This window comes from Desulfogranum aggregans (genome assembly GCF_055398265.1).
Genome location: NZ_AP042447.1, coordinates 4,503,194 through 4,515,556 on the forward strand (window position 1 = coordinate 4,503,194; position 12,363 = coordinate 4,515,556).

General features: G+C 53.9%; 11 protein-coding genes. 2 read left to right on the forward strand and 9 right to left on the reverse strand.

Features of this window, described 5'->3' with window-relative positions:
• Nucleotides 1–149 precede the first annotated feature (149 nt).
• A complete protein-coding gene (locus tag ACZ52Z_RS19720; RefSeq protein ID WP_464268478.1) occupies nucleotides 150–1,967 on the forward strand; it encodes a response regulator in 1,818 nt (605 codons plus the stop codon).
• A gap of 130 nt (nucleotides 1,968–2,097) precedes the next feature.
• Here ACZ52Z_RS19720 and ACZ52Z_RS19725 read toward each other — a convergent pair whose 3' ends face one another.
• From ACZ52Z_RS19725 to ACZ52Z_RS19745, 5 genes are all read right to left on the reverse strand, one after another.
• On the reverse strand, nucleotides 2,098–3,333 hold the full coding sequence (locus ACZ52Z_RS19725) for a hypothetical protein (protein WP_464268479.1): 1,236 nt from the start codon (nucleotides 3,331–3,333) through the stop codon (nucleotides 2,098–2,100).
• A 221-nt stretch (nucleotides 3,334–3,554) separates the two neighbouring features.
• Nucleotides 3,555–5,414: an FG-GAP repeat domain-containing protein gene (locus ACZ52Z_RS19730; protein ID WP_464268480.1), complete on the reverse strand. Its 1,860-nt coding sequence runs from the start codon at nucleotides 5,412–5,414 to the stop codon at nucleotides 3,555–3,557.
• A 158-nt stretch (nucleotides 5,415–5,572) separates the two neighbouring features.
• Complete coding sequence (locus ACZ52Z_RS19735) at nucleotides 5,573–6,283, reverse strand: hypothetical protein (RefSeq protein ID WP_464268481.1); 711 nt, start codon at nucleotides 6,281–6,283, stop codon at nucleotides 5,573–5,575.
• A gap of 125 nt (nucleotides 6,284–6,408) precedes the next feature.
• A complete protein-coding gene (locus tag ACZ52Z_RS19740) occupies nucleotides 6,409–6,891 on the reverse strand; it encodes a hypothetical protein (RefSeq protein ID WP_464268482.1) in 483 nt (160 codons plus the stop codon).
• Nucleotide 6,892: 1 nt separating this feature from the next.
• Nucleotides 6,893–7,072, reverse strand: coding sequence for a hypothetical protein (locus ACZ52Z_RS19745; RefSeq protein WP_464268483.1), 180 nt, complete (start codon nucleotides 7,070–7,072; stop codon nucleotides 6,893–6,895).
• A 25-nt stretch (nucleotides 7,073–7,097) separates the two neighbouring features.
• Between ACZ52Z_RS19745 and ACZ52Z_RS19750 the strand changes: the two genes are divergently transcribed.
• Complete coding sequence (locus ACZ52Z_RS19750; RefSeq protein WP_464268484.1) at nucleotides 7,098–8,333, forward strand: glycosyltransferase family protein; 1,236 nt, start codon at nucleotides 7,098–7,100, stop codon at nucleotides 8,331–8,333.
• Nucleotides 8,334–8,335: 2 nt separating this feature from the next.
• On the opposite strand, the gene ACZ52Z_RS19755 is transcribed toward ACZ52Z_RS19750, so the two are convergent.
• The 4 genes from ACZ52Z_RS19755 to ACZ52Z_RS19770 all read right to left on the reverse strand — a co-directional run bounded on the left by ACZ52Z_RS19755 (nucleotide 8,336) and on the right by ACZ52Z_RS19770 (nucleotide 12,330).
• Nucleotides 8,336–8,776, reverse strand: coding sequence for a cereblon family protein (locus ACZ52Z_RS19755; RefSeq protein WP_464268485.1), 441 nt, complete (start codon nucleotides 8,774–8,776; stop codon nucleotides 8,336–8,338).
• A complete protein-coding gene (gene cobA, locus ACZ52Z_RS19760; protein ID WP_464268486.1) occupies nucleotides 8,739–10,319 on the reverse strand; it encodes a uroporphyrinogen-III C-methyltransferase in 1,581 nt (526 codons plus the stop codon). Before cobA ends, ACZ52Z_RS19755 begins: the two co-directional genes overlap by 38 nt.
• Nucleotides 10,320–10,377: 58 nt before the next feature.
• Entirely contained in the window at nucleotides 10,378–11,310 is a 933-nt protein-coding gene (hemC, locus tag ACZ52Z_RS19765; protein WP_464268487.1) for a hydroxymethylbilane synthase, read from the reverse strand.
• Nucleotides 11,311–11,376: 66 nt separating this feature from the next.
• A complete protein-coding gene (locus tag ACZ52Z_RS19770) occupies nucleotides 11,377–12,330 on the reverse strand; it encodes a GSU2086 family protein (protein WP_464268488.1) in 954 nt (317 codons plus the stop codon).
• Nucleotides 12,331–12,363 lie beyond the last annotated feature (33 nt).

Here is a 12,363-nt window from a genome sequence, read left to right on the forward strand (position 1 = left end):
GGTTATTGAGCAGTAATTCCATACCACGTAGCCGTGGGGGAAGCAATCGGTGAATGCACACGCTCCATACTTGACACGGGATATTATCATGAGTAGAACAAAAATATACTTCAATCTTTCTTCTCCTCCCAGAAAGTTGTCTCCCTATCATGCAGAATACGCACTTTTCCACCAGAGAAAACGAGCAGCAACGCGATGAGCTGCTCCAGAATGATGAAGTGGTTGTGATAGTCGATGACTTCCCTGATATTGTCGAACTACTGCAGGAATTTCTCAACAACGAAGGGATTCCGACGATCACCGCCGGATCGGCGGCAAAGCTAGAGCAGACACTGCAGGAGCGACCTGTGGCCCTGGTGCTGCTGGATATAGGGTTGCCGGATGCCGATGGGATGGAGTTGCTACCGGCGCTTCGGCAACAACATGCCGATCTTTCCATTGTCATGCTGACGGCCGTCAATGACCTGCAGACCGCGCTTTCCTGTATGCGGTTGGGCGCCGATGATTACCTGGCTAAACCGGTGCATTTTACCGACCTGCTGACCACCCTTCAGAAAGTGCTGGAAAAACGGCGGCTGAAAATCAACAACCGGCTCTACCAGCAGCAGCTTGAACAAGCCCGTTTTCGCCTCCAGCTTGCCCATGAACTCGCTATTCGCATGAATACCGCCTTTTTGAGCCTGGTCGAACTGGACGAAATCCTCCAGGCCATACTGGTTGGAATTACCGCGGAGGAGGGGCTGCAGTTCAACCGTGCCTTCCTGGCCCTGTTTAATGATGCCGGCACACGGCTTGAGGGCAGAATGGCCATAGGACCCGGAAATCGAGAAGATGGCAACCGCATATGGAGACATATTGAAGAGCTGCAGCTTGATTTTCAGGACCTGTTGTCCAGCAGCAATGTATTGGTCAGTGATGCGGAAGTCAATCGGATTGTCAAGGCCATCAGTGTGGCCAGTGAAGATGAACAGCACCTGTTTATGCGAGCGATTCACACCCGCCAGCCGGTAAATGTTGTTGGTGGAAAATGTGCCTTTGAAGTGCCGGTGGAGCTGATCGGTTTGCTTCAGGAAGATTCTTTTGTCGTGGTGCCGCTTTTTTCCTCCAATCGTTCTTTAGGGGTAATTGTTGCTGATCACTATGTTTCCCGCCAAACCATTACCCACGAACGGATTAAGGAATTGGAAAGTTTCGCCAGTCAGGCAAGTCTGGCCATAGAACATTGTCACCTGTACATGGACATGGACCAGAAAATCAAAGAGCTGGAAGCCATGACCAGGGAATTGGAAAAAAACAAGGACTTGCTGGTAGAGAGTGAACGCTACTCTGCGGTTGGCCACGTAGCGGCCCAGCTGGCGCACAATATACGCAACCCCATCACCTCCATCGGTGGGACTGCCCGGTTGTTGACCAGAAAAACCGATGATCCGGAGTGGCTGCAGTTTCTGAACATGATGACCAGTGAAGCTGAAAAAATCGAAGGCATTCTCGAAGACCTGTTCAGCTTTGTTGAGACTGCGCAGCCCGATTTCGCCCAGGTCCCGCTCTATTCGGTGATCAACAGATCCCTGCTGCTCCATTACCATGGGTTACAGGAACGGGGTATTCACCATACGCTGGTGCTGCCCGAACAGGAGCCTGTTCTCTGTATCGACCAGCAGCTGATGCAGAAGGTGATGGTCCATCTGTTGCGCAATGCCATCGAAGCCATGCCCGAAGGAGGAGAACTGCAGGTGGAGGTGCAGGTGCATGACAATGATGTGCAGATCATCATCACAGATAGTGGCCTGCCAGCAGGCGGAGCCGAATCAGAAGGGGAGCGAGGCCAGCATTTCACGGCCATGACCGTGGGCACCAGCATGGGGCTGGCGCTGGTTCAGCGTATTATCGATGATCATCATGGCTCACTCACTGTTCAGACATGGAAAAACGGCGGTACCCGAGCGGTGGTCACCTTGCCAGCCTGAGAAATTCGCTGAGAAATTTTTGGTGGGTGCCCTGGCGGAAGCCGGAACCATTGTGACGACAACCGGAAACGAAAAAAGGCGGATCCCGCAGGACCCGCCTTTTTTTATGTTTGCTGGAGAGAGACGTTCCTTAGAAAGATACGTCAAACTTAGCATAGGTACCGAAGGCACCGTCATCTTCGACGCCAGCTGCATCGAGGCGACCATCGTAGTCAGGCTGGAGGTAGCCAGCGTACCAGGAGAAGGTGCAGCCTTTGGATACTGCATACTGCAGGACACCGGAGATCTCGAGCAGGTCGTAAACGCGATTAGCATCTACGGGCACGTTATCATTGAGATCTGCATCAGCCCACACCAGGTTACCGGTGAGGCTCAGTGCTTCGGTTACCGCGTAGTTTACACGCAGACCGGCCCACCAGTAGTCAGCGAGGCCACCACCAATGGAAACGGCATTGATCGGCTCTTCACCACCGATCATGACAAAGCCGTAGAACGGATCCGGTGCAAAACCGTCCATGGTGAAACCAAGATCCAGGGCCAGGGTCAGGGCATCCATCATCCAGCTACCGCGGACGTAACCGCCGTACCCATCATCATCACCGGCTCCCTGTACCTTATCAAGGGTTACACCGTTTTCAGCGTAAGCAAATTCACCTTCAAGACCGAACATGTCAGCAATGGTGCCTTTGGCGTATACTGAACCCCAGAAACCGTCGGCATTGCCGTTGCCGGTAGGTTCGCCATCTACGCTGTCAACGCGATCGTCGGTGTCATAGGCGGCGATAAAACCGAACTGCCAGTTCTCGACCATGTCAAAGGCGGTGGCAACACCAAAACGGTAAGAATCGTTGTCTTCGAATACGTCCTGAGCTATGTCAGAGGACTGGCCTTCAGACTGTACTTCGAGAAACGGGATGATGCGCATCTTCTCTGCATCGTAGATGCCGCGGAAACCGGCCAGGCCGATATCGTCGTACATGAAGCCGTAGCCGTAGGATACACGGTACTTACCACCTTCGAGGGTGAAGGCATCGTTGAAAGGAACACCGATGTAGGCCTTGTCAACGTAGATGTTGCTGTCTGCGCTGATATCGGTTGCACCGTTGAATTTTTCTTCTGCCAGCCGGATACGGCCATGAATGTAGGCGCCGCCAGCTGCGGTTCCGCGTACTTCAAAACGGACACGGGAATCCATGGTGGTGGTGGCATCCTGATCGGTGTTGCCGAAGTCGTAGCTGTCTTTGTAGATAACACGGGCACGAGCGTTACCGGTGATTTTTACACCGGACTGATCGTCCATTTCAGCAGCAGTGGCGATGCTTCCTGCCATCAGCAGCGCTGCGCCGGTTGCGAGTACTTTTTTCATCTTCTTCTCCTTGAGTAAAGGTATTGTTTTCAGTTTCTAATCATGTGAAGAAAAGAAACTCAATCCACAGCATGATTTACCGACAAAGTAAACCGTCGGGCAGGGGGCGTCAAGTTTTTTTTACCGAAAAAGTATAATTTTTTTAACCTCTATGCTGGATAAGGTGAAAATGACCTGTTATCAATGGGTTGTAGAAAGTCAAATTTTGATATGGTTGCCAGCTATTGGTTCTTGATCGTGGGCGTTTGCTCGTTTTTTGCTGCGAGGCGTAGGCGGTAGCTGTTGATCGTTGCTGCATCGGCCTGCCAGAAGGCAAATGGAAAACTTGTCTGTGCTGCGCCGAACAGGAGAAAGAAGTCCTGTTGTTGCTGCCCGTCGGTGAGGTCGGCGGCAATGACCTGGTAATTGATCATATATTCAGGGCGCTGTTCGGTTTCCCAGAGCGGGGTCAGCATGTTGGTTTTCCAGGAGAGGGCCATGATCGATCCTCCTTCAAAGTAGCGCAGTCTGGGCATGAAGCGGACATGTTCCGCCTGGTTGCGTCCCACAATCACATCGAGGATGCCGTCCCGGTCCATATCTGCAGCAATGATCCTGGATTTGATATAGGTGGGTACTTTGATGGCCTGTTCTTCGTTACTGGTCAGGGTCCCGAAAAAGTTGCGTCCAGCGCCGAACTGGCTACTGCTGGTCCACATCACACTGCCGGCATCGTTCAACACCTGCAGGCGATTGCCGGGAGTAATCAGTATGGTTTCCCTGGCACCGTCGCCGGTTATATCAGCCATGATGAAGTCGTAGACCTGCACTCCTGAAGGCAGTACGATCTCTTTGATCCTGGTGAATGTCCCCTCGGAATCGGGCCGAAGCTCATAGATCGGCCCGTCGGTTGGTAAGTTGACGTTACCCGCCTGCCCATACAGGACCGGTGGCTCTCCCGGCAGGGCAACAGCCCGCAGGTAATAGGGGATGTTCCGGTGAATTTTTGCGGTGTCGCCATCCCAGAAAACCACCATGGACGATGGGCGGCTGCCGCTGTTGCCGCTGACGTATATTTCCTGCCGGCCGTCACTGTTCATGTCGGCAAAGGTTACAGAATGGAGACGGAGGTGGCTGCTCAGGGGAATGGTCCCGAGGTGGGTAAAGGTATTTTGCGCAAACCGATAGAGCAGGAGCTGGGTGTTGGTCAGCAGGACCAGCTCTGTTCGGCCATCTCCGTCAATGTCTGCGCCGTTGAAATCCTGGATGCTTTGCTCTATTCGTCTGCTGCGATGAGAGGTAACGAGTTCAAACTGCCCGTTGACTCCAAAGCCCAGAGCAGCATTGCGCATCAATCCCTCCCTGTAGGCGCGTTCAGGATGGATGGTCTGAAAGGCGGCAACCCCATCACCTGCGTCCGACAGAGCTGTGCCTTTTTTCGGGCGAGGGCGATTGAAGATCTTTTCACTGATCGACCATGACATATTGTCAACAGCATCCATTGCCTGGTCGATAGTGGCCAACTGCTCTTCAAAAGAGACCGGTCCGGCAGCGGATGACTTGCCAAAAACGTAGCTGGTCAGCACAAAGATGTTCTCCTGACGATCCAGCGAACCAAGGACAAGAAAATCAGCCTTGGTTTTGTTCAGCATGGTACGGAAAGCGCTGAGTTGTCCCTGGTTGAGCAGGTTCAAAAGCTGTTCTCCCGAACCTTGTTCACCGATGGGCTGAATGCCGGCACGGCTAGCCAGTCTGCTGGACAGGACCGAACTGAGTCCGCTTTCCAGGTAGGCGTACGACCCTGGAACATTGATGGTGAAGGGAAGGAAAAGGACTTTTGTTTTGGCTGGCGGGGGCTCGCTCTCGGCGTAGGCGGAATATACCGGGGCAAGAAGCAAGGCAAGAAGCAACATGCTGAAAAAAAACAACAGTGCTATGAGCGGCAGCCGGTGCAGGCGGACAAGCTTATGCCGGCAATTGGTATGAGTTGGGTACACACAATCCACGGTGTTGGCTCCTGTAGGGTCCAGTCTGTCATCTTCCTGCGGAGAAGACGACAACACTGATGCGAGTGACTGGGTATATTTAGCGTATCGTTCCATGGACGCCTCTGAAAACAAAGGCAGACGAGGGACACCTGTAACATGCAGCAAAAGATGCAATATACCGTATTTTGCAGGGGAGGAAAGGACTATCTTTTCTGCCGGTGCAGGCTGCAAAGGGAGGATGCGCTGGAGGCTGAGGATGCCAGCGGCGTGGTCTAGTAAGAAAAGGAAATGGACAGGCCGCCGAAAAATTCCTGATCCACCGGAGTTGCAGACAAGGGTGACGGCACAGGGTCGGTGAGTCCGCTTTCCAGCGCTTGTGACCAGGAGACCTCAGGAGTAATGGTGACCCGATCGGCATAGGTAATGGGCATGTTGAACAGCAGGGAAAAGGTTTTTTCTCCAGAGGTGATGCGGGGATTTTTTCGCATGATGGCCTTGCTGGTCAGGCGGAAGGAAACCTTGTCGTTGCCGGTGGATAACTGGCTGAAGTTCAATGCCATGTACCATGCGTAATCAGGGGTATCCATGGTGACGGCATCTGGGTGGACGTCGAGGAGGATGGAACGCGAAGGCTGCTGCTCGTCGGATGTATCGGTAAGAATATAGCCGGCGGAAAAGCCAAGTAAACCGGCAGAGCCTTGATAGGAGAGAGTGATGGCCTGCCCGCCCATAGACGATATATCGGATAAAGAGGCGGCGGCGAGTTCACCTGGCGGCAACAGCTGGGTGGAAAGGGACAGGGCCGCAGGCGTGTCGATACCGTACATTCCCGCTGCCAGCAACTCCCCGGCCGACATATCCCGCTGCACGTTTCCGTTTTCCGGAGTCCGCTCGTCAGCCAGGACAGGGGTGCCGGTAAACAGTACGGCGCACAGCAGGCTGAAGAACATACAGCAAAAATGAAAAAAAAGAGAAGGTTTCATAAGCGGCGCATAATTTTTGAGTATATGCTGAACTATAGCGCAGTTGAGGGATGAAGGGAATGGCATTTTCCGAATATTTGCCGGCGAGCCGCTGAGTTTATCCATTGCTGGCGGATCAGGCCAGGTTAGAGATCATCCATAATTCGCTCGCGGTCACACATTGAGCCCGGAGCGGAATAGGGAGGGTAGACCTCAAGCACCCCAGGCTGCGGAGAACGAACGGTGCTGATCTGGTCCTTGGAGTACCAGATGCCGGCAATCTGCTGATCCGGGGTGAATATATACCCTCCCCGATGGGGGCAGTACAAAGAGATGTCGGACCTGTACCAGGCCATCCAGTCATTCAAGACCCGTTGATCAACGGCAATCTCGGCCCAGACCGTAGTCTGCAGAACATACTTGTTATTGATAGCAATAATTGCATCGGGATGCGCGCGTGACCCGATATAATAATAGGTATGATCCGAGAGCAGGGTTGCGCTTTCGAACAACTGTTGCGCTTCCATACTTTGGCGCCATCGTCCGGTAGGACCGCTGGGAACACATCCCCCCAGGACAGAGAGAAGTAACATGCAGGCAAGAAATCTCAACACGATAGACAGTTGCATACTAAGCTCCCGGTGCTGGTTGATAAAAGGTCCCTGTACTAAGAATAATCACTGCAGCGGATGGGACCAGTACCCGGCTGCCGCACATGGCAGATTGCTGCCGTTCGGGAATCGATTTTTCTTGCCCCGACAGGAGGGAAACGGTAGGCTGTGCCTGCTTGACAAACCCAAGCAATATCACCTTTTTCTCCAGCCGGAAAGACACGATGGTCGCCAGGCTGAACACTACCACTGATATCAGCGCCGTGACGGGAACAACCAACTCCTACAATATACTCATCTATTCCCATGATACCTACGGGCTTGGTCATATCAGGCGCACTATGGCTATCGCCGGTCACCTGCGCAGTCCCTCGGTCAATGTGCTGATACTCACCGGATCGCCCATCGCCGGTCGTTTTTCCTTTCCGGAGAATGTGGATTTTGTCCGTATCCCCGGAATGATAAAAAAAACCAATGACGAGTATCATTCACTCTCTATCCGCATAGATCCGGAGCATGCATTGAATATTCGCCGGTCGATTATTCTCACCACGGCCAAGACCTTCAAGCCTGATCTGTTCCTGGTGGATAAGGAACCGCTGGGGTTAAAGAAAGAGGTGCTGCCCACCCTTGAATGGATTCAGTATTACTGTCCCCACACGAAAACGGTTCTGGGACTGCGGGATATCATGGACGATCGGGAGACGGTGCGGGCGGATTGGGAAAATAAGGAAGTGTATCGTCTGCTCGATGAATTGTACTCAGAGATATGGGTGTACGGGCAACGATCCATCTATGATGCGATCGGCGAGTATGCCATCCCTGCCTCGGTGGAGAACAAAATTGTTTTCACCGGTTACCTGCCCCGGCGTATTGCCTCGGAAAAAGTAAAGGCCAAGACCCGAAAAAAATTCTGTGTCGGTGCCAATGAATCGATGATCGTGGTGACAACCGGTGGTGGTGGCGACGGGTATGACGTCATGGATTGCTACCTGCGCATGCTTGAACAGGGAATCTTTGAAACGGGAAAAAGCATTCTTATCACCGGTCCGTTCATGCCGATTCATAAGCGGCGCAAGCTGGCCAAGCGAGGGCGAAAATTGCGGGTGAAGGTGTTGCCGTTTTATCCGCGGATGGAAGAGATGATCGGGGCTGCCGACCTGGTGGTTTCCATGGGGGGGTATAATACAATGTGCGAAATTCTCAGTCAAAAAACCCCGTCGCTCATTATTCCCCGAGAAACCCCTCGCAGGGAACAGTTGCTGCGTGCTGAAGCCCTGCAGAAAAAACAGCTCATCGATTATCTGCCATGGCTGGAGTTGAGTCCTGAAAACCTCGGGCGAAAAATTGCGGCTATGCTTGCTGATCTCACACCATATCAGCAGGCGATGGATACGTTCGAGCTTCGAGGTATCCACTGCATCCAGCAGAGGCTCCAGGCCTTTCGTCACATCACTTGAGTCTATTCTCCTCCCTGGAGCCGATTGGCGATGAGACCGTAGAACACGTCATCAGTACCACTGAAGCGCCATCCGAGATGTCGCTGGCATCCCCTGCAGAGCGCCACTTGCCAGGCGTAACCGGCAAACCAGCTGAATACCTCTGAAACTTCACCATGGGGCAGGACCCCCTCGGCTTCGGCAAAGCAACGGAGCTGGTAGAGAATACCGGCTGGGTTAAAGAAGGTATGTTCGTGGGCATTGTCGACAACAGTGGCATGGCGAGAGGCGGTTACGATCGTGCGGCAACGACGGCAACGCAGCCATTGTCTCCTCCCATCGCTCGTTTCTTCGCGGTCGTCAGTACCAACGTTATCTTGAGGCGTCGATCCAGGATCGAGTTGAAAGCGGCAGGATAAAGACCCTTCAGGACGCCTTGGCCGGCCTGTTCTGGTAGTGATCAACAATAGCTTGTACCATGTCTGCTATGGTGAAGCGTTCTGGCTGGATATCTACCTGCAATCCATGTTCTCTGATGGCCTCCGCCGTGATTGGTCCTATAGCGGCAATGGTTACGCCTTTCAGCAGTTGCTGCAGTTCCTCTTCGTTTTCAGGGTCGACCATGGTTAAAAAGTTGGTCACCGTTGAAGAACTGGTAAAGGTGAGCAGGTCTATGTCGCCTCTGATCAGCTCTTCCCGCAGTTCTTCTTTCCTCCCCTGGGGGGGCACATTCTGATAAACCGGGACAACATCTACTTCGGCCCCGGCGTCGGTCAGGGTTTCCGGCAGTACTTCACTTGCCCGGAGCGCCCGAGGCAGAAGGATGGTGGAGCCGGCGCCGACCTGGTTGTCGAGCAAAGCCTGGGCCAAGCCTTCCCCGGTGAAACGCTGAGGAACAAGGTCAGCACGCAGGCCGTACTTCAGCAGTTCCTCGGCAGTGGCCCTGCCGACAACGGCAACCTTTGGACCGGCGAGGGCGCGGGTGTCCAGGCCACTTTGATAAAGCTGTTTAAAAAAGTAGGTGACCGCATTCAGGCTGGTGAAAAGTATCCACTGGTACTGCTTGATATTAGCAATCGCCTGGTGAAGCGGGCTGTAGTCACTGACCGGCTCTATGTGAATGGTCGAGTATTCAAGGCAGTCGGCTCCATACTCTTCCAGTTTGGCCACGAGCTCACTGGCCTGTTCCCTGGTTCGGGTGACCACGATCCGTTTGTTGAACAGCGATCGTCGTTCATACCAGTCAATGGTTTTGCGCAACTTGACCACATCGCCGATAATAACCAGTGCAGGCGGTTTGATGTCGGCCTGTTGAACCACCTCCGTAATGGTGCTCAAGGTTCCTTCAACCGATCGTTGCTGCGGGGTTGAGGCCCAGCGGACAACGGCTACCGGGGTATCCGGCGATCTGCCGTAGTCGATCAGCTTTTTGGTAATGCTGGGCAGGGTCTTGATACCCATGTATATGACAATGGTACCCGCACCTGTTGCCAGTTTGTCCCAATGAATATTGGAATATTTTTTGGTGGGATCCTCGTGGCCGGTGACAAAGGCTACGGAGGCAGTGTAATCCCGATGGGTGATGGGGATGCCGGCGTAGGTAGCGGCCGCTGTGGCCGAAGTGACTCCGGGGACCACTTCAAAGTCTATGCCTTCTGCAACGATTTCTTCGATTTCTTCACCGCCTCGTCCGAAGATAAAGGGGTCTCCTCCTTTGAGTCGAACCACGGTATATCCGGCCTTGGCATGATCGACCAGGAGACGGTTGATCCCCTCCTGCGTATAGGCATGCAGTCCTCCGCCTTTTTTGCCGGCATAGATGAATTTAGCCGTTTTAGGCACGTGGTTGAGTAGTTTTTTGTTGGCCAGATAGTCGTAAACGACGACCTCGGCGCGTTCCAGAAGATATTTTCCGCGCAGGGTGATCAGGCCGGGGTCGCCGGGGCCGGCGCCGATGAGATAAACTTTGCCGGCAGGTTGTTTTTTTTCTGTAGTTTGCGTGGTCACTGGCTACTGTCCCTTGAAAGAGGAAATCGTGATTGAGAAAAAAGAATGAGGGGGTTGCCTACTCCTGGTTATTGTACACTTCGTCGAGGATTGCCTTTCCCCCTCGCTGAAGCAGTGTCTCTGCCAATTGGGTTCCCAGATCGGCGGCCTGGGCAGCATCTCCTTTCAGCGAGTCTTTGATAATGGTAGTGCCGTCAACGCTGGCTATCAGTCCGCTTAACGTAACGACCCCGTCGGTAAGCGTGGCATAGGCACCGATCGGTACCTGGCAGCCTCCCTCAAGGCGAAGAAGAAAAGCCCGCTCTGCGGTTACCGTGGTCGCTGTATGGTCATGGTGAAGAAACTGCAGGCCCTGGAGCAGTTCATGGTCACTTTTCCGCAACTCCAGGCCGAGCGACCCCTGGCCTATGGCCGGGAGCATCTGTTCCGGAGTAAAGAGGGTGGTAATCCGTTGCTCCATGCCGAGCCGATTGAGTCCGGCGCCTGCCAGAATTATAGCGTCATATTGGCCCTGCTCCAGTTTGTTCAGCCGGGTGTCAAGGTTGCCGCGCAGGTCAAGGATGGAAAGGTCGGGACGCATGGCGGCCAACTGGGACTTTCTGCGTAGGCTTGATGTTCCGATGATGCCCCCTTGGGGCAGTTCATCCAGCGTCCGGTAATTGACCGAGACAAAAGCATCGGCCGGGGTTTCCCGTTCAGGGATAATGGCGACGTGCAGCTTTTCCGGAAGTTCGGTGGGCACGTCTTTCATGGAGTGCACGGCAATATCAACCTCGTCAGCCAGTAACGCATCCTCGATTTCTTTAACAAAGAGCCCCTTGCCCCCTACTTTGGCTAAGGGGACATCAAGAATTTTATCGCCCTTGGTGGTAATGCGAACAAGTTCCACCGTTGTTTCGGGGTATTGACGTTCAATCTGATCTTTTACCCAGGTCGACTGGGTGACAGCCAGAAGGCTGGCTCTGGTTCCTATACGTAACAGGGGGCGCATGCTGGTGAATTCCGCGGTTGAAGGTTGATCAGCGAGTGTTCAGGGTGCCATATACTGGCTCTGGAGTTATTTGTCAATTTGATCGAGGAGGGCGGCGGCGAACAGGGGCAGCATCAATTCGTGGTGGCCGGTGAAATTATAACCTTTTCCTCCCTCCAGAGTTGGGCGGTGCACGACGTTGGTTGCCGGCCGATAATGGCGAATGAAATCAAAGTTTGCCGTGGTGAAGCGGGTTACATCGTGTCCCAGGTTGCGGACAACGGTCAGGGCCTTGAGAAAGACTTCGGGCAGCAGGACCGCGGAACCGACATTGATGTAGACACCGTGCTGCAGTGAACTGACCTGACTGCAGAAAAGGCGAAAGTCGCGGTGACCGGCCTGGCCAATGGCTCCCCCGTCTGCACCGGGGTGGATATGGATAATATCGGTGCCCATGGCCACGTGGACGGTAACAGGTATCTTGAGTCGGTAGGCAGCGGCCAGCAGACTCTGGCTGGCATAAGGGAGGCCTTCGCTGTGCAGGGTGCGGCCGACCGCTTCACCAATGCCTATCCCGTCGGCTGCGCCCTGATTGATGGCCCTGTTCAGCATCTCGCCGGTTTCCCGTGCTGCACCGAAGGCGCCTTGGCCGAGGACGTCGGCAACTTCTTCGGAGGTGCGTCCGGCAAGGGCGATCTCGGCATCGTGAATAATCCCGGCACCGTTGAGTGCAATGGCCGACAGCAGGCCTCGCTCCATCAGGTCTATGAGGAGAGGGTTGAGGCCGACTTTGATCACATGGGCGCCCATGCCAAGGAGAATGGGCCGCTGTTCGTTATAGGCCTTGGCCGTCCGGTGTATGAATTCCGGAAAATCCTTGCCCATGAGCTGGTTGGGCAGGCTTTGGATGAGTTGGCTGACCCTCATTCCGGGCCGTACGGGCGCGGCAAAATCTTCTACACTGACTTTTGAGTGGCGATCATGGATGGAATAGGTATTGAGGTCATCAAAGGTAAGCGGCGAGAGACTGTAGGTGGACATGATGGCGCGCTAGGTTGCTTGGCATCCTGAAAA